Raw genomic sequence first — 17,694 nt, 5'->3', positions numbered from 1 at the left:
GAGATCGAACACACAGTAACCACGATGAACGCGTCAGTGTGTAATTCATAGGGTTCAGAGGGAGGTACGAAAGATGGGCATTTTTGATATATTCAAGAAAAAACCGGAGCCGGAGCCAAGGCCGCTGTTCTATGATATTGTGTGCCCTTACTGTTTCAGTAAGTTTGCTCCGAAGGAGGTTGTCTTCCGGGCTGCCCACGACCGAGAGGATGACGAGGACTATGCGCTTGGGGAAGATGATGAGCTGAATCGGTACCGTGAACGCTTTGGGCTGGATTCGGTGTATGATATCGAAGCGATTATCCGTCCGAGCGACATACCGGAGGAGCAGCATATTTATTCGGATCACGTGCTGGTTGGATTGAATGACCGTTACGGCGTCGTCACTCGCAGGCGGTTGTGCCCGAAATGCCACAATGAGCTTCCAGTAACCGCCGGAAAGGTGCCAAGCAACATTATCTCGATCATCGGTGCTTCGCAAGTGGGTAAGTCGGTCTATATGACTTCGCTCATTCATACGCTGCAGCATACGACGGCAGATCATTTCGATGCGGCCTGCATGCCGCTGAATGCCGAGATCAGCCGCAAGTTCCGTACCGGCTATGAGGAGCCGTTGTTTGAGCGGGGAGATTTGCTGGCGTCTACGCAGAAGGAGAAGATGCAGGAGCCTTTCATTTTCCAATTCGTGTTCAAGGACGAGTCCAAGCCGCCGTTAACGCTCGTATTTTTTGACGTGGCGGGCGAGGGCATGGTGGACGAGGATTATTTGGGTCTCCATGGACAGCATATCAAGAATTCCGCGGGTATTCTGTTTATGGTGGATCCGCTCCAAATCCGCTCCATCCGGGAGAAAATCCGTCTGAAATTCGGTGACCAGCCCGGTGAATGGGTGTCCCAGTATGATGAGCCGCGGGATGTCGTGCTGACGATGTTCGGCGATTTCATCGCTTATGAGGACAAGGGCAAGACGGATATTCCAACGGCCGTCGTGCTGACCAAGAGCGACATGCTTCACGCGCTTAAGGACGAGGATGGCGAATATGTGAAGCTGAACAGCAACATTTTTAACAATGTGGTGCACCGCAAGCATATGAATTTGACCGAGTTTGAAAATATTGACGGCGAGATCCGCCGTTTTATCGAGAAGGTGGACCGTCCGTTCAAGGGGACGATGGATGTATACTTTTCGAATACTGCATATTTTGCCGTGTCGGCTCTCGGCAGCAACCCTGTCGACCAGAAGCTGCAGAGCGTGGTCAGCCCGATTCGGGTGGATGAACCGTTCATCTGGCTTTTGTACAAGCTGAAGTATATTCAGGGGAGGGAAGACTAGTGCCGGATTTCCCATCCCGAACCATACAACAGCAAATGTACACGCGGGAGCGCCGGGGCATATTCCGTTCAGCCGAAGGCTTTGATACAGTGGCCCGTTCGTCCGGCTTGGAGGCCTCCTTTATCAAAAAGGTGCTGCATCCCTTTTGCCAATACGAAGCTCCTGCCGAGCTGACGGCACGAAGCGAGAGGGAAGCGGCGGCTTATCCGGCCGCCCTTCATCTGTTCCATACGGAAACAGGAGAAACGGTGCTGGGGCGAAGCGTGTTTCAGCCTGCGGATTTTACGGGACTTCGCAGTGCCTTTTTTACGCATCACTATGTCATTCCGGACGGTTTCCTTGAAGATGAGCATTCGGCTTACCAGTCCTGGCTGCAGGCTTCCTTTGCCGATCACTACGATATTGAAGAAGGCGTTGATCTGCCGCAGCTTCCTGCCATTCCGGTTCAGGCCGAATCTCAAGCCGCCATTTCCTATAAGAGGGCGCCAGCCTTATTGCAGGAGCTTGGGATCGACGAGAAGGTATTCAAGCAGCTGCTCTATGCATGCATATCCGCGGCTGCCGGGAAGAAAAAGGTATATATCGTTCTGGATGTGCCGGTGGAACAGTTGTCCGCGAAGGCGGAGCAGCTGCTCTTTGTGTTGTTTGGCCGATTGCCCTATGCGCTGCGCCAGGTGCTTGGATTCGTAACCTATGCGAAGGAGCCGCAGAGCAAGAAGGGACTTCACCTTATGTTCGTGGAGAAGGGCAGCCTGCGTCTAAGCGACCGCAGCATCGAGAAGGATTATTTGTTTGAGCTCGCTGCCGGCAGGGTCATCAATGCCGATCTGAAATGGTCCGAGCAGCCTTATCTTGATTTTGCATGGGAAACGCTATTGGACCCGGATCGCTCCGAGCGCTTTTTTGCCTTCGCCGAGCAGATGCTTGCCGATATGGAGCCGGGTCTGGGGATCTTGCTGGACAGCTACGATAATTTATGTGTGCTGTTCCAGATTGAAGAAGGCCAAGAGGGCTTGTACCATGAGCATAAACATGCCGTGCTGCGCGCAATTCTGCTTTATTTGAAGCCGGCAGGCGCCCTTGCTTCTAAGGGACGGCTGGATCAACTGTTCCACACCCTGTTTGCCCAGGAATTCGAGCTTGTCAAAGGCGGACATGTTCCGGATGCAGCCATTGCCGGTTTCGTTAGGGATTATCACGGCATCAATCCCCGGCAGCATCATGATCTGATTGTGGAATATTTTATCCGCTCATTAAATAACGCCTTATCGAAGCGGCGTCAGGATGTGACCGAGGCGATTTACGACTTGCTGGAGGGCAGCCCGGCCTTAAGCCGAGCTTTCTACGCCAGGGTGCTGACCAATCCGGGACTGCCGGCATTGATGTTCGATCCGTACATGAAAAAGCGCATGCAGCAAGCGGCGTCGCCTACAGACTTGGTAGATCTGATCGGCTTGTGGGTTCGGAACCACCCGCTCCTGCTGGAACAGGAGAATTACATCAGGTTAGCCGAAGCCCAGCTTGTCGATAAGCTTAAGCAGGATTCGGATCCGGTGAGAGCGGTCAACGCCGTACTGGACCAATTGGATTCGCTGGAGCACCATCCTCAGAAGGGAATCGGTCGTTACCAAGGCGGGACTGCATTTGCAGACCGGTTGATATATGCGGCAAACCTTTTCCTCTTGCGTGAGTTGGAGCCCGAGCAATTAAGCCAGAAACAGCTGCTGGATATCGGCTTTCTGCAAATGCCGAAGGAGTTCAAGGGCTGGGTAGAGCGGTTTGATTCCCGGATTCGGTCCAAAGCCGCGGTCATGCTGGCCCTTCACCAATGGTCCAGCCGAGAAGAGGCAAGAGTGGAGGTGCTGGAGGATCTGTCAGCCGAGGAGCGGGAACGAACCCAGCAAATCATGCGGAAATGGCTGCAGAACCATGTGGTGCCATCCCGATTTGATAGCATTACCCTAGCCTTTTGCACGGAGATTCGTTCCAGTGCCGTAGACTATCGGGGCCTGCTTGATTATTTGCACAGATACGGCAACAGTCCGGAAGTGGTATACCAGTATATGAAGTGGTCTGCCGAGCAACCTGTATTCGTTAGACCGCGGGGACTTGTTCCCGCTTATGCCACCGCCATCGTCGATTATTTCAAAACCTATGATCGTGAAGCCTTCAAAAATAAGGAATATGCGAAAACGTATTTCAATTCTCCCGCTCCAATCCTTAAACCGGTGTATACGAAGGTTAGGGCCGAATTGGCTTCGCCGTTGGTGCGATGGTTTCGACAGCATTCGCGGTTCGTGAAAATCACTTCATCTTTGCTTGCGGTGATCGTTATTGCTGGCGCTGTCTTCATGATGATCCAAAACGGCAAGGGACCTGCGGATGGCAGTGCCGATCCGAATCCGGTCACTACCCCTCCGGTTACCGCACCTCCGGCTTCTTCCGATACCGTCCCTGAAAAGCCGTTACTGACGGCGACGGTGGTGGAGGAAGGCGAGCAGGAGGGCAGGACCGAGCTGAGTTTCCATTTTAAACAGCCGGCGGCTTGCCGGGATTTCAATGTGGACGAGCTACAGATTGTAGGCAAGGATGCAAGCACGTTGTTTGAAGCTGCCAGCCCTGAATTAACGCGGGTATGCGCGGATGAAACTACAGGCGAAGCAAAAGCCGATCCATCAGGAACAGAGATTGAATCAACGGAAAATCAAACGGACCCGAATACTGGGACAGCAGAAGGGGAAGACTCGTCTGATCCTGCTGAAGGTGAAGCTGTGCAGTCATCGGAGAGCGTTGGTGACGCTCAGGAAAACCAGACTTATTCAAGTCAGGTCACCGTGAAGCTGGATAAGCCGCTTGACGTGTCCCTAGTCGAGAAGGTTGTTGTGGATGGCGTCTCGTATGATTTGTCCGACGAAAGCGCGCTTTCGGAAGAGCCAGAGCAGACTCCGGAGAATGAGACGGATGAAGGAGTTTAATATAGAAAACGAGCAGACGAATGATCGTCTGCTCGTTTTTTTTCGACGCCTCTTTATAAGCACGACCGTCTATTTATGCTGGGAGCAGATTTGTTCTTCTGTTTCAAGGTTTTGTACGGTTGCATAGGTGTTGCCCCATTCACACATTGTATTTAATACAGGCACGAAGGATTGGCCCAGCTCAGTTAAACTGTATTCTACCTTAGGTGGCACTTCTTTAAATACTTCTCTTCGGACAAGCTCATCTCTTTCCAGCTGCTTTAATTGTTCGGTTAAAACTTTCTGCGTTATGGTTGGCATGAGCAGATAGAAATCCTTGGTTCTCCTTGGTTTTTGACTCAGGAAAAAGAGGATTAAACATTTCCACTTTCCTCCTACCGTATTCATAAAAATATTGATTCCCGTATTGAGACCATTCATAATGGATCCTCCTAAATAGGCACATAAAGGTGGCTAACCCACTTTATTGTGCGTTATTTTCTGCCACTGTACGGTCCATTATAATCGGAATGTGAAGCAAATAAAACATTTGGAGTGAGTGAGCACAATGAGTGTGAGAGAGATATTGGAACAAAGACGTTCTGTCAGACATTATGATCCCCATTATAAAGTGGAATCGGAAACGTTGGCTGCTTTGATTGAAGGAGCCAGCCAATCGCCCAACGGAAACAATATTCAAGCGACACGGTACCTGGTTATAGACGACCCGAAGCTAAAAAACTTGTTACTCCCCATTGCCTTTCATCAGCAACAGGTAGTAGAAGCGTCCGCACTAATCGTTGTACTGGGCGATTATCAAGCATTTGAAAAAGAAAACATTATCAATATCCATGAAGATGGATTCCAAAAGGGTTATTTTGACGCATCATTAAGAGACTATTTAGCCAACGCGGCTATCCAATATTATTTAAATAAATCAAAAGAAGATTTAAAGCTCGAATTAGTAAGAGACGCGAGCCTGGCGTCCATGTCGTTAGTCTTACTGGCGAACGAGGCGGGTCTTCATACGATTACCATGTCCGGGTATGATTCCGAACAATTAAAGTCGGCCTTACAGATTTCTGCTAGGTATGAAGATGTGATGCTTATAGCCATTGGGAAAGGAATTAAACAAGGTCATAAAACCGTTAGACACGATGTGGACAAAGTCATTTATACAAATAAAATATAATTCATGGAATGAAATATTCGTTTAGGTGAAGCCAAAACAGCCGATCACAATGATCGGCTGCCTTTTCTTTTGGATTGAGTTTTTCGTTTACTTAAACCTGCAATTTGAGTCTAATGTTATTTTTGAAGAAGGAATGGTGAATCGATTACGGATAATGGTTACCTCCAAAATGTAATCTTGTCAGAGCTTAATCGAACGGACTCATGCCCATTTTCTTTGGCTTTTCCTAATGAGATGATCATGACTGGAGCATAGCGTTCTTCATCTAAATCGAATGCTTTTGCTAACTGATCAGCTTCAAAGCCTGCCATTGGATTCGTATCATACCCATGTGCACGAGCTACTAACATGAACTGCATGGCAAAGAGGCTGCTATCGACTTTTGCAATTTCAACTTTCATTTCTTTTGATAGTGTCGGAAACAGGGATAGAATGGTTTCGAGTTGACGATCTCGTACTTCAGCAGGCATTTTTCCTTGTTCCACAGCTGTATTGTAAATTTCTTCAGCATATAAATAGCTTTGGGTATCGCCAAAAATTAATAACATGGCGGATGAAGTATCATTCTGTAACGTATTGAACCTCACAAGAGGTCTTAGCTTTTCTTTTCCTTCTGGAGTATCGACCACAATTACACGCCAAGGCTGCATATTTGCCGAGGATGGAGCCAAGCTGGCTTCCGAAATCATGTCGCTTATCTCTTCTTTCGATATTTTAATGCTCTCATCATAATTACGGACAGAACGTCGGCCCATAACGATATTGGCGAAATCGTTGTTTTGAATATGGTTAAACATAGAACCTCTCCTTTTGATAACATAGATTTTTTGACTTTGTAGATGTCATTCGTTATCATATTTCGTATTATGAACTATGAACCTAGGTTTATAGCAAGAAATAAAAGAGGTCCTATTATGAAAATAAACGATGTTTCAAAATTAACGGGTCTGCCCATATCAACATTAAGATTCTATGAACGTAAGGACCTGATTCCGGACAGCTATGTTAAAAGAGATGCAAATAATTATCGTGTTTATTCTGAAGACATTGTAGAGTTTCTAGATGATGTGAAGACACTTTTATCCGTAGACTTTTCGATAGAAGAATTAAGTTTGTTGGTAAATCAACAACTTAACTTGTCATACGAGGCTAAGACGGCAATGATTGAACAAAAAATCAAGGAAATTGAAGAGATCCAGAAGCGATTGAAAAAATCGAAGAAGTTCTTGAATGCCGTTTTGGAAGGAAAGGCAAGTTTTCAAACCAAGTGTTGAGGACAATCCAATGATCTATTAATCCCGACTGCAATATAAGGGCTGCGATCAACTGCTGGAATGCTCGCAGCCCTTTCATGAATGGATCCGATTATGAAGATCGGTCAGAACTAGTTGGATCATTCAACTGTCATGGTCATTATGAGGGATTCCCGTGGATATGTGAAATTATCCTTTTTTTATGACTAACAGTCCTCGTAACACCAGACATTGATCTGGTTGCCATATGGATCATAGGTATGGAACAGGACAAGAAACTTGGGATTTCCGGCAAAATCGGTTACCTTCCATCCTTGTTCCTGCAAACGTTTATGGGTCTCGAAAAAGTCGGCCTTCTTCCGGATTACCCAATAAGGCCTTGCAGCTACAGTGAACGCGCTCTTCGTTCGGTCCATCCGAACGGTTTCCAGATAGACCGGTGCGCCTTCGTTAGTGATGATAACGGTTGCGGAGGTTCCGTCCTCGCTGATCCGTTCGACCCTGCTGCCCAGATTGGTCTCGTACCAAGCGATGGCTTCCTCCAGTCGGTCTACGCCAAAGCGGGGGATCGCTTGGAATGGAAAGCGTGCGTCCGGTGCCTTAGCAACCAATGCCTCCGTACCTGGTTCCGGTTCGATTGCCGTTAATCGGTTGCCTACCGGATCGAAGAAATCGAAGGAACGGTCAAAGGAACCTTGGGTCACATCGGTTACTTGAATATTCCGTTCGCGAAAATAGGCGTGTGCAGCTTCAAGATTCGTTGTGGTGAAGCAGAAGCGAACATTCCCGTTCTGTCCCCAGTCTACTGCAAAATGCGGGTGATCATGTTCCACCGACTTGATATGTATGCATCCCAGTGCCGGGAAAGTAAGGGTGGCCATTTTTTCGACCGGGTAATCCTCTTCGTATGTCACTTTCAGATCCAAATGTGTGCTATACCAATCGATGAGTTCCTTGAATCGATCCCAGGGGGCCACGATAAAACCTCCATCAAAATCATCCAGCCTTAATCCAACCATTCGTTTGATCCTCCTACAAGAAAGTTTTGGAAATGGAACAATCCTAGTATAAACCTTTAAGTAACTTGAAGGTCAAGTGAAGCGAGTTTGCATTACAGGAATCATGATTTCGAATATTGAAGAATCGGGAAAATGCCGTTCCAGCCGCTTGCCCGCAGGTTCGAAGCCGAACTTCTGGAGAAAGCGGATCGTTCGCATGCAGATGAAGGTATCCTCCCATGAACTATCCACCGATATGAACAAGGTAGGAGGGATGGTCTCCAGATAGGCTTCCGAAGAAGTCGGGAGAGGGGGTGGCTTCCGAGAGGACTCCGTTATGACTTGATATCCGACTTCAATCTGGACCGCGTGCGGGAGGGAATCTATCACCTTGATCAAGCTGGAGCCTTGGGTGCGAATGTTGAGGTCACGGAGTTTGGCAGCCGCTTGTTTCATTTCTCGAGAGTAGGAGTTCACTGGCTTGTCTACCAAAAACGGCTGCCATATGACGGTTAAGGGTTCTTCCCAATTGATGAGATGCAGACTGCCATGATCCGATTCCATTCCATTTAGATATTGACTCGCAATCTGAATCGAAAGTAGACGTGCTTCAGCGTCCCGCCGCCAGCGTTCAAGAAGCTGGATACGCGTACTTTCATCGGCCTCCAGGAAACAGCGAATATCCCCTAGACTGATTCCCGACTGACGGAGACTGTTTACAAGTTTGGCTGTCTGAATTTGATGGTATCCATAGAACCGGTAACCGTTATCGTGCCGTTCAGCCGGAACTAGAATGCCTTTGGATTCATAGAAGCGAAGGGCACTGGGAACCATGCCCGTGCGTGCTGCGAATTGCGCGATACTCATCATTGGCGTTCACCCACTATTTTTGAATAAGATCCAAAAGAGTACTTGCATATTGAATGTACTAGATTCCGCTGCTCCATATAATACCATAAACAAAGGCGAAATCGGTGTTGATGTAGTTTTGTAAGGAAGATACAAAATGAGAATTGAAATAAAGTGAGAAGCAGAGTCACACCATAGAATGGAGAATTTTTTATGGAATGCAGGCTTCACAATAAGGTATTCTGGATGTGAATGAGTTGGAATTGTGATAACAATGGAACTGGATTGTTGGACATGCAATAGTTGAGAGATGGGAGGTGTGGAACTATGTCATATCAAAAGGCACTTGAGGCATACATAGCGGCCACGAATACGCATGATTTTGACAATGTAGCCCGGCTGCTCGACGTAGAAGCGGTCTATTGGTTTTCGGACAGGAGCTGTCATACGTTGGATGAGATTCGGGCCTATTTCGAACATGCTTGGCATGTTATTCAGGATGAGGTGTACCGGGCGGAGGATGTAGAGTGGATCGCGAGCGATGCTCATACGGCGGTATCTGTCTATACCTACCACTTCGAGGGTTATCATCAGGGGACATTTATGTCCGGAAGCGGGAGAGCAACGAATGTGTTCGTTCGCCATGCCGATGGTATATGGAAATTAAAGCACGAGCATTTAAGTTCGATTCGATGAATCGGTTGGATATCATTGCATAAATAAAAGAAATAGAGTCCTTGGAGGGCTCTTTTTCCATTTGTAAAGATTGCAGGCCCTGACAGATGCAATCCAGTTGAATTTATTAACAGAATATAAAATTACAAGAATTTATCCCATGGTTATGGAAATCTATCCCTTCTCAATCGATAGTGTAGGTTCCATGATACAAATATATGAATATTTATTGAACTCGAATGAATTCATGAAAGGAGGCTGTAGTAGAGGGCTCGGACAGTGATTCCATCATGAGTAGAAAGGGGGGACTGAACTCTACATAGTTGAGCTGGAAAAATTAGTAACCGCTTTCAATAGAAGTTTGATTTGAGCGATCTGCGAAATTAGGCAAGTCATCAAAGAACCACCCGATGACACCGAGGGACAGACATCCATCGAAATGCTGTATCATTTGCAATCGAAATTTAATCAACAGAGGTGAAAACGGTGACACCCTTTCTAACGAAAAAGCACCCGAAATGGGTGATGTGTTTCTTGGCCCTTATTCTCATTTTTACGCCACTGCTTAATGCGCCTGCTTCCTATGCGGCAGAAAGCACTCCTTCTACAGACGTTTCCACAGACGTTCCTACAGATATTTCCACAGGTAACTCCGGCCTAGAGCCTGCGACAGTAACGAACTCAACGTATAAAGCCTTGAGCAATGCTCAGGATCCGCTGGCACCTCAGAATCTTCGTATTGAAAGTGTCTCTCATAATATGGCGATATTTCAATGGGATTTCAAACCCGTCGAAGGTGAAAACAATATACAGGTGTGGGACGCGGATTCAGGCGGTTGGCTGGCATGGGGCAATTATTGGACCCGTGCCGTGACCGGATTGACACCTGAAACGACCTACAGAATCTATATTACGTGGGACGGCGACGTGAAAAAGGAACACAAAAGCAATGTATTGGAATTCACCACAACCAAAGACGAAGCAGAATATAAAGATGCACCGTTGACTCCTCCAAGCCATCTTAAAATTGACGATGTAACGGAAGATACGGTTACGCTGAGTTGGGGGGCGAGTCCCGGAGCCGAAGCTTATGACATTTATATTAATGGAGCATGGAAAGGCGGCACTTGGGAAAACTCCGTTACCACGGCTACTTATGGACCTTTGGAAGCAGGAGAAACTTATACTTTTAAAGTAGGTGCACAGAGAAGCGTAAATGGAGCTTTGGAAGCATCCGCCAATAGTAATGCTGTTACCCTTAAATGGGGGGAACTGGCTCAACCTCAAGGGTTACAGGTAGTCACGGCTACACGATCTACGGTTTCACTGGGCTGGGCACCGGTGCCCGGAGCCACAAGCTATGATATTTATCAGGATGGAGTTAAGGTTGGTTCGAGTAGCGGAAGCCGGTATGTAGCTGCTGGACTGGAGGAAGGAAAGACCTATTCTTATAAGGTCGTGGGCCATAACCGTCTATGGACTTCGCCAGAAAGCGAATCCGTGTCGGTAGTGCCTGGCAGCAATTATAACAATATTACGTACTACACTTCTTGGTCAGCTAGTACCGAATTTCGTAATTTTCATCCTGGTGACGTGGATGTATCACAGATCACCCACATTAACTATGCCTTCGCCGATATATGTTGGAAAAAATACGGGAGCGGGCCGAGAGCCTGCGAAGATCCTAATATTCCTGCACAGGATCGATACGTCCATGACGGAGAAATTGTAATTGGAGATCCGACATTTGATTTTCAGAATTTCGCAGCTTTCGAATCCATCAAGGCATCGAACCCTCATTTGAAACTTATAGTTTCAGTAGGCGGCTGGTCATGGTCTGATAATTTTTCTAACGTAGCCATGACGGAAGAAACACGCCGTACTTTTGCAAATTCTGCTGTGAAGTTCCTACGAGATTATAAGTTTGATGGTCTGGATGTTGACTGGGAATATCCTGTTGAAGAAGGGGAAGAGTCGAACTCCAGGGCACCGGAGGATAAAGAAAATTTCACATTGTTAATGAAGACCGTTCGCGAGGCGTTGGATGCTGCCGGATCAGAGGACGGGAAGTATTATCTCCTGACGATTGCTTCAGGGCAGGGAGACAATTTTACCGTTAACGCAGACTTTGCGAATTCTGTCCAGTATCTGGATTTCATTAATATTATGACCTATGACTACAGCGGTAAAGATGATCCATTGGGTCATCATAATGCACCATTATTTTATGATAAAGCTCTTCCAACATCATCCGCTCCAAGAAATCATGTGCTTGGCGGATTGTTAGGCCATCTGAATGGCGGGGTACCACAGCATAAATTGATTGTGGGAGTACCTTACTATGGGAAGGGATGGGATGGCTGCGGGCCACTCGGTCAGTATCAGACTTGCAACAAGGGCGGGACTGATTTGAAATCGTGGGAACCTGCCATTTTCGATTTCAGCGATCTCGAGAATAACTACGTCGACAAGAACGGCTATAAGAGATATTGGAACGAATCTGCCAAGGTGCCTTACCTGTACAACGATCAAAATAAAGTGTTCATCACCTACAACGATAAGAACACCATGAAGTACACCGCTTCTATCGTGAAATCGCTGAATATTGCAGGCGTCATGAGCTGGGAAATCAGCGGGGACCGCAACAAAACGCTGACGACTCAACTCATTCACGACTTGCCGATCGACGGCAAAGTCAATGCTTCAGCACTTGCGGCTCCGGCGAATCTCTCACAGGTAAGTGTTGGCGCAAGCTCCATTCAGGTGAAGTGGGAAGCTGTGGCAGGTGCAACGGCATACGAAGTATATGTGAATCATGCTTTGTCAGGCTCGGTTACAGAAAATAGTTACACCGTGAATGGCCTTAGCTCTCTGACGAACTACAAGATTCATGTGCTTGCAGTAGATCGAACGGGGGATGAGATTAACCGCGTCTCCAGCGCTTCGAATCTGCTTAGTGTAACAACATCAAGCAGCGGTTCCGGCGGATCTGAGGGCTCCGGCGGGTCAGGAGGATCTGGTTCACCAACGCCTTCGACGCCACAACCGCCTAAAGCCAAAGATCAGCTAGAGGCAAAGGTCACGCTTCATGGCGATAAGGCTGTGGTGACCCTACCTACGGCTGCAGCTGTTAACAGCATTAACCTTTCGGATTCCTCCAACTTCCAGATCCATGCGGGTGCAGGTGCGAAGCAGGCTGAGGTTGAGATTCCGCAAGAAATCATCGCTGCCGTTGCGAAAAAAGGAGCCAAGGCAAGTCTCTCCATTATCGTGAACGGGACAGAAAACCGGATTCCGGCTTCGCTGATTCCGGCTCCCGGCTCTGTGAAAGTCTCGATTGTTTCTCCAGAAGCTGCCGATGCAGCGGGCGTGGAGAAACTGATTAAGGGAAGAGAAGTGCTAGCCACTCCGCTGTTGTTCAAGCTTGAGCAAATCAACGCGGATAAGACAACGACCGAGCTGAAGCACTTCGGCAAAACCCATGTCAGCGAATTTGTTACTGTAGATGCGAAAAAGATAAATATAAAACGTGCCACCGGAGTGGTTTATATACCAGGTATCCATGAGCTTCGATCCGTTCCGACCTTGTTTAAAGTTAACGCGGACGGTACGGTAACGGTTGAAATCAAGAAAACCGGCAGCGGTGTTTATGCCCTGCTTCAGCAAGATATCCGGTTTAGCGACGCGATCCCTTCATGGGCACGAGAAGACGTGACGCAGGCTGCTGCCAAGCTGATCGTATCTGGAGAAAATAACGGATCTTTCGGCGGTAATCAACATATTACCCGTGCCGAGATTATATCCATTGTGGTGAAGGCGCTGGGTATTCTGCCTGACGACAGTTACTCCAACTTTAAGGATGTAGATCCGAAATCCAGCTATGCCAGAGAGATTGCAGCTGCGAAAGCGGCAGGGTTAGTGAAGGGACGCTCAGGCGATATCTTTGATCCAAACAGCTTGATTACGCGTGAGGAATTGGCCGTTATGCTAAGTAATGTGCTGAATTATGCCGGCAAGAAGAACGAAGCGAACCAAGGATTGTTAAACAAATTTAAAGACCACGCCAAGGTTTCATCCTATGCGAAGTCGTCCGTCGCCTTCGTTGTGGAGCAGAAGATTATGCAAGGCATATCCGCCTCCAAGCTGGATCCGCAATCCCATGTAACCAAAGCTCAGACGGTGGTAACCGTCATGAGATTGCTGCGGGCAGTGGGTTTATCTAATTAACATGGATTCGTAATACAAATGGGATGTCTCGCAGGCGAGTTTTAACACTGCCTGGAGGCATCCTCTTTTTTGATATGGAGTTATAGCCGGCTGAATCGCTGCTGTGTTTTATTGAACATAGCAATTGAAGAGAAATGCCGTGCTGCTGCTCATGCTAAGATGAATCTATCAAATCGACGAGGTGATTCGAAATGGCATTGAAAAGCGATAATATTTTTGTGAACCTACCCGTGAAAGACTTGGAGAAAACGAAGGACTTTTTCTCAAAAATCGGTTTTGAATTTAACGCGCAATTTACGGACAAAAACGCGGCTTGCCTGGTCATCGGCGATAACATCTTTGCCATGCTGCTCACCGAGGATTATTTCAAGACGTTCACCAAGAAGGATCTGTCGAATGCCGCGAACACAACGGAAGTAATTCTGGCACTATCCGCCGAAAGCCGGGAGCAGGTGGACGAAATCGTCAATGCCGCACTTTCCGCAGGAGGGTCGCCTTCCAATGATCCGGTGGATCATGGCTTTATGTACGGATGGAGCTTCCAGGATCCGGACGGACACCTGTGGGAAGTCATGTATATGGATCAGAGCCAGGTCGAATAGAAGCATTGCAGCAAGCAGATGTATCTTCAACATGAAGCAGCATACATCCCGTAAAATGAAGCGGCAGAGGTCTCCGAGGTTATGGGGGAAATCTGCCGCTTTACTTTTATTTGGAAATCCGTTATATTTGTATGTGCAAACAATTAAAGGTGATTCAACAGGATGAACTTAGCGAAAGAGGTAGCCGTTATGTTAAATACGTATATCAAGGAATGTCTTTACTTCACAGCCAATCGTCTTAGCCGGGTCATTACCAAGATGGCCGAAGACGAGTTTGCAGCAAGCGGATTGTCACCCACATATGCTTATTTGCTTATGGCTGTATATGAGAAGGAAGGGATCTCGCAGAAGGAATTAGGCGAAATTCTTCACCTTCAGCCTTCTACCGTAACCCGTCTGGTTGAGAAGCTGGCCGTTAAAGGGCTGGTTTATAATCGGGTGGAAGGAAGGATGTCATTGATCTATACAACCGATAAAGGAAAGGCTTTGGAGAAAGTGATTCACGAGTGCTGGATGAATTTGCGCAGTCGTTATGGCGCTATTTTAGGTCATGCCGAAGGTGATGAATTATCACTGCATCTATACGAAGTGAGTGATCAATTGGAGAATAAGGACTGAGGTCTTTATCTTCGCGGAATAATAATTGTATGTACAAACAAATTGATATAGGAAAATCATTTGAGATGATGCGTGTTAAGCGTTCATTCTAATCGGGAGGTGAGTCAGACTGGCAAGCTAGCTGTTGATTTTGGTTGACCACAAAATAAAAGGAGTGTTGTCTATATGGAACGCGTACTCGTTATTAATGCACATCCGAGGGTAAGAAGCGAGAAATCCTTGAGCTTGCAGGTGCTTGGGTTTTTCGTAAGCAAGTATGCAGCGCAGAATCCGGCCAGCCTAATCGAACAGATCGACCTATATCGGGAATTCATTCCCGCCATTGACGCGAATCTGCTGAACGGGTGGGAAAAGCTAGAGGGCGGGGAGCCGTTAACCGAGGATGAAGGGAAAATAATGGGGCGTATGGCTGAGATCCTGCAGCAGTTCAAGGGGGCATCCAAGTATGTAATCGCCATGCCGCTCCACAATTTTAACATCCCTTCCAAGCTGAAGGATTATATGGATAATATCATCATTCCGAAGGAAACGTTCAGATATACGGAAAGCGGGTCCGAAGGACTCCTTACCGACGGAAGAAGCGTTGTGGTCATTCAGGGCAGCGACGGCATATATACAGAGAACGATGGGTACCGTGAGATTGAATATTCGCATAAGTATTTGAAATCCATGTTCGAATTCCTCGGTATTACGGATTATGAGATCATTCGTGCACAAGGCCGCGCCACGCTGGATGTTATAAATATTTTGCACACGAGCCGATTGGCCGCAGCGGAAGTCGTGGATCGTTGGAGTTCCGTATAAATAACGCAGAAAAGGCCCTCCAAGTGAAACTTGAAGGGCCTTCTTACATTAATTGACTTGGACTTCGGTCGTTACCTGCCACAATACGCCGAACTTGTCTTCCAGCAACCCGAACAGCGCTCCCCAGAATTGAGTTTTCAGCGGATCAAGCACCTTACCACCCTGGGACAAGCGGTCAAAAGCTTCATGTGCTTCAGCGTCGCTCTCAAACGACAGGCTCAGGTGAATCCCGTTCCCGCGCTCCAGAGTTTGGAATATGGAGTCCGACATAAAGATCGGAATGCCCCCGGCTACCAGACTAAGATGCATGACCTTGTCTTTAAGCTCTTCCTTGGTTCCGGGAATCTCGCCATGCGTTTGCACAGACAGGATCTCCCCGCCCAGTGCTTGGGTATAAAACTCAGCCTGCGCTTTTGCATCCTCAGAGAAAATATACGGTGTCAGTTTAGCCACGTTCAACATCCTTCCCAGATTTAAAATGATGAATTTGTTTTCCTTGGCTTCAGTATAAACGGTCTGTGTCTCCCGTATTTCTTCTGAATTGCTAAATGTTGAGGCAGCGCTATGGTTAGTTTTACAGAATAGGGGACAGCAAGCGTGAGATAGATTCCTTGAACTTGATCCATCTTGATCGCTCCAGATACTGCTTCATCGTAAGCTGGCTGGATACTTGCAGATCCTGTTGGAAAATGTGGGACAGCTGTTGTGATAAATTCTCATCGTACAGGAACGCATTCACTTCAAAATTCAGCTTGAAGCTTCGAACATCGATATTCGCCGTGCCGACGGAAGAAATCTTCTCGTCAATGATGATTGTCTTGGCATGAATGAAGCCGTTATTGTAGAGATACACGTTAGCCCCGGTTCTCAGCATTTCCCCGATATAGGATAAGGTCGCCCAGTAGACAAAGGGATGATCCGGTTTATCGGGAATCATCAGGTGAACCTTGACGCCGGACAGCGCCGCAATGCGGAGCGCATCCAGAAGGCTGGCATCCGGGATAAAATACGGCGTCTGAATATGAATGGATTTCTTGGCGGACGAAATCATTTTGATATACCCATTCTTGATGTGCTCATACCTGGAATCCGGGCCGCTGGTCACAATCTGAATCCCGACATTGCCAGGCGAATCGATCTTGGGAAACAGATTCGATTCATAATAAATATCGTGATGGTGCGAAGCCTGATTCCAATCGAGAATGAAGCGAACCTGCATCGCATAAACCGCTTCACCTTGAATGCGCAGATGGGTGTCCCGCCAATACCCGAACCTGGAGTTAAGACCCAGGTATTCATCCCCAACGTTAAAACCGCCGACATACCCGATATCGCCATCAATGATAGCCAGCTTTCGGTGATTTCGGTAATTCAAACGCAGATTAATGAAGCGCAGCTTGGACGGGAAGAAGGCCTCTGCTTCTCCGCCGGCTTCGCGAAATGCTTTGAAGAAGCCCTTGGTTAATTGACGCGAGCCCAGCTCGTCGTACAGAACCCGGACCTTCACGCCTTCTTTTGCTTTTTTGGTCAACAGGGATATCAGCTTCTTGCCCAGCTCGTCGCGACGGATGATGTAGTATTGAATATGTATGTAGACTTTGGCTTCCTCAATATCCTGAAACAACCGTTCAAATTTCTTGCGTCCATCCGTGAAAATTTCAACGTGGTTGTCGTCCGTAAGGATCGCTTGATTCTCGTTGATATGCATATGGATCAAATCGCTGCTATCCGCAGCCGCTTGATTGCTGAACGGGTATTCTCCGTTATTCATCCCTTCCATTTGAGACAGCAATACCTTCTCGATTCCGGTTTTCTGCAGATCATCCCAATGAAAGAGACGGATTCTTCTTAAATTTTGGGCGAACAACAGGTACAGCGCAAAGCCCAGAATCGGGATAAAGGACAGCACCAGCAGCCATGCCCAGGTGGAGCCGGCATCCCGCCGTTCCCTGAACACGACGAACATGGAGAACACGATATTCAGTACGATGATCAGACCAAGAATGATGGATGTAACATGCAGGTTCATAATATCCTCCTAAACTATATCCTTGCCCTTGCAATCCATCATATTATACGTGAGGCGTTAGGAGAAGTATATATCCGCAGGATGAAGTGAACCGAATGGTTAATAAAAGCGATGGCGATACGATCCGACATCCTATATCAGTGCAGACCCAAGCGATTTG

15 protein-coding genes are annotated in these 17,694 nt (G+C 47.4%); 9 read left to right on the top strand and 6 right to left on the bottom strand.

From position 1 onward, the window contains the following. Positions 1-73 precede the first annotated feature (73 nt). Complete coding sequence (locus AC0VZ8_RS29925) at positions 74-1,333, top strand: hypothetical protein (RefSeq protein WP_071220917.1); 1,260 nt, start codon at positions 74-76, stop codon at positions 1,331-1,333. Next, on the top strand, positions 1,333-4,308 hold the full coding sequence (locus AC0VZ8_RS29920) for a GAP1-N2 domain-containing protein (protein WP_475485294.1): 2,976 nt from the start codon (positions 1,333-1,335) through the stop codon (positions 4,306-4,308). The genes AC0VZ8_RS29925 and AC0VZ8_RS29920 overlap by 1 nt, the downstream gene beginning before the upstream one ends. 69 nt (positions 4,309-4,377) lie before the next feature. Here AC0VZ8_RS29920 and AC0VZ8_RS29915 read toward each other — a convergent pair whose 3' ends face one another. Further along, the gene (locus AC0VZ8_RS29915; protein ID WP_475485293.1) at positions 4,378-4,728 is read right to left on the bottom strand and encodes a winged helix-turn-helix transcriptional regulator; all 351 of its coding nucleotides are present in this window, start codon (positions 4,726-4,728) and stop codon (positions 4,378-4,380) included. A 127-nt stretch (positions 4,729-4,855) separates the two neighbouring features. Between AC0VZ8_RS29915 and AC0VZ8_RS29910 the strand changes: the two genes are divergently transcribed. Beyond that, positions 4,856-5,479, top strand: coding sequence for a nitroreductase family protein (locus AC0VZ8_RS29910; RefSeq protein ID WP_475485292.1), 624 nt, complete (start codon positions 4,856-4,858; stop codon positions 5,477-5,479). Between the two features lie 158 nt (positions 5,480-5,637). On the opposite strand, the gene AC0VZ8_RS29905 is transcribed toward AC0VZ8_RS29910, so the two are convergent. Then, positions 5,638-6,276: a nitroreductase family protein gene (locus AC0VZ8_RS29905; protein ID WP_475485291.1), complete on the bottom strand. Its 639-nt coding sequence runs from the start codon at positions 6,274-6,276 to the stop codon at positions 5,638-5,640. 117 nt (positions 6,277-6,393) lie between these two features. Here AC0VZ8_RS29905 and AC0VZ8_RS29900 point away from each other — a divergent pair, with 117 nt between their 5' ends. Beyond that, positions 6,394-6,753: a MerR family transcriptional regulator gene (locus tag AC0VZ8_RS29900; protein WP_475485290.1), complete on the top strand. Its 360-nt coding sequence runs from the start codon at positions 6,394-6,396 to the stop codon at positions 6,751-6,753. Positions 6,754-6,938: 185 nt separating this feature from the next. On the opposite strand, the gene AC0VZ8_RS29895 is transcribed toward AC0VZ8_RS29900, so the two are convergent. Continuing rightward, positions 6,939-7,751 carry a VOC family protein gene (locus AC0VZ8_RS29895; protein WP_475485289.1) on the bottom strand — a complete coding sequence of 271 codons (813 nt, stop codon included), beginning with the start codon at positions 7,749-7,751 and terminating at the stop codon, positions 6,939-6,941. A 72-nt stretch (positions 7,752-7,823) separates the two neighbouring features. Then, positions 7,824-8,600 (bottom strand): helix-turn-helix domain-containing protein, encoded by a 777-nt coding sequence (locus tag AC0VZ8_RS29890; RefSeq protein WP_475485288.1) that lies wholly within the window; start codon positions 8,598-8,600, stop codon positions 7,824-7,826. 306 nt (positions 8,601-8,906) lie between these two features. Here AC0VZ8_RS29890 and AC0VZ8_RS29885 point away from each other — a divergent pair, with 306 nt between their 5' ends. The 5 genes from AC0VZ8_RS29885 to AC0VZ8_RS29865 all read left to right on the top strand — a co-directional run bounded on the left by AC0VZ8_RS29885 (position 8,907) and on the right by AC0VZ8_RS29865 (position 15,505). Continuing rightward, the gene (locus AC0VZ8_RS29885) at positions 8,907-9,275 is read left to right on the top strand and encodes a YybH family protein (RefSeq protein WP_475485287.1); all 369 of its coding nucleotides are present in this window, start codon (positions 8,907-8,909) and stop codon (positions 9,273-9,275) included. Between the two features lie 504 nt (positions 9,276-9,779). Next, the gene (locus tag AC0VZ8_RS29880; protein WP_475487785.1) at positions 9,780-13,481 is read left to right on the top strand and encodes a glycosyl hydrolase family 18 protein; all 3,702 of its coding nucleotides are present in this window, start codon (positions 9,780-9,782) and stop codon (positions 13,479-13,481) included. 191 nt (positions 13,482-13,672) lie between these two features. Continuing rightward, positions 13,673-14,083: a VOC family protein gene (locus tag AC0VZ8_RS29875; protein ID WP_071220907.1), complete on the top strand. Its 411-nt coding sequence runs from the start codon at positions 13,673-13,675 to the stop codon at positions 14,081-14,083. Between the two features lie 189 nt (positions 14,084-14,272). Continuing rightward, on the top strand, positions 14,273-14,701 hold the full coding sequence (locus AC0VZ8_RS29870) for a MarR family winged helix-turn-helix transcriptional regulator (protein ID WP_194544956.1): 429 nt from the start codon (positions 14,273-14,275) through the stop codon (positions 14,699-14,701). 165 nt (positions 14,702-14,866) lie between these two features. Then, a complete protein-coding gene (locus tag AC0VZ8_RS29865; protein WP_475485286.1) occupies positions 14,867-15,505 on the top strand; it encodes an FMN-dependent NADH-azoreductase in 639 nt (212 codons plus the stop codon). A gap of 48 nt (positions 15,506-15,553) precedes the next feature. Here the strand turns inward: AC0VZ8_RS29865 and AC0VZ8_RS29860 are convergent, their stop codons facing one another. Together AC0VZ8_RS29860 and cls are read right to left on the bottom strand one after the other, a co-directional pair. After that, positions 15,554-15,958, bottom strand: coding sequence for a VOC family protein (locus tag AC0VZ8_RS29860; protein WP_475485285.1), 405 nt, complete (start codon positions 15,956-15,958; stop codon positions 15,554-15,556). A gap of 121 nt (positions 15,959-16,079) precedes the next feature. After that, positions 16,080-17,528, bottom strand: coding sequence for a cardiolipin synthase (gene cls / locus AC0VZ8_RS29855; RefSeq protein ID WP_475487784.1), 1,449 nt, complete (start codon positions 17,526-17,528; stop codon positions 16,080-16,082). Positions 17,529-17,694: the final 166 nt, after the last annotated feature.

This window comes from Paenibacillus sp. QJM3NY_38, assembly GCF_056173265.1.
This window is presented reverse-complemented; position numbering and strand designations above follow the sequence as displayed.

Coding starts and splice junctions, on each gene's coding strand:
- AC0VZ8_RS29865 (WP_475485286.1), top strand. CDS start 14,867: ATGGAACGCGTACTCGTTATTAATGCACATCCGAGGGTAAGAAGCGAG.
- AC0VZ8_RS29895 (WP_475485289.1), bottom strand. CDS start 7,751: ATGGTTGGATTAAGGCTGGATGATTTTGATGGAGGTTTTATCGTGGCC.
- AC0VZ8_RS29915 (WP_475485293.1), bottom strand. CDS start 4,728: ATGAATGGTCTCAATACGGGAATCAATATTTTTATGAATACGGTAGGA.
- AC0VZ8_RS29890 (WP_475485288.1), bottom strand. CDS start 8,600: ATGATGAGTATCGCGCAATTCGCAGCACGCACGGGCATGGTTCCCAGT.
- AC0VZ8_RS29905 (WP_475485291.1), bottom strand. CDS start 6,276: ATGTTTAACCATATTCAAAACAACGATTTCGCCAATATCGTTATGGGC.
- AC0VZ8_RS29870 (WP_194544956.1), top strand. CDS start 14,273: ATGTTAAATACGTATATCAAGGAATGTCTTTACTTCACAGCCAATCGT.
- AC0VZ8_RS29880 (WP_475487785.1), top strand. CDS start 9,780: ATGTGTTTCTTGGCCCTTATTCTCATTTTTACGCCACTGCTTAATGCG.
- AC0VZ8_RS29925 (WP_071220917.1), top strand. CDS start 74: ATGGGCATTTTTGATATATTCAAGAAAAAACCGGAGCCGGAGCCAAGG.
- AC0VZ8_RS29900 (WP_475485290.1), top strand. CDS start 6,394: ATGAAAATAAACGATGTTTCAAAATTAACGGGTCTGCCCATATCAACA.
- AC0VZ8_RS29885 (WP_475485287.1), top strand. CDS start 8,907: ATGTCATATCAAAAGGCACTTGAGGCATACATAGCGGCCACGAATACG.
- AC0VZ8_RS29910 (WP_475485292.1), top strand. CDS start 4,856: ATGAGTGTGAGAGAGATATTGGAACAAAGACGTTCTGTCAGACATTAT.
- AC0VZ8_RS29875 (WP_071220907.1), top strand. CDS start 13,673: ATGGCATTGAAAAGCGATAATATTTTTGTGAACCTACCCGTGAAAGAC.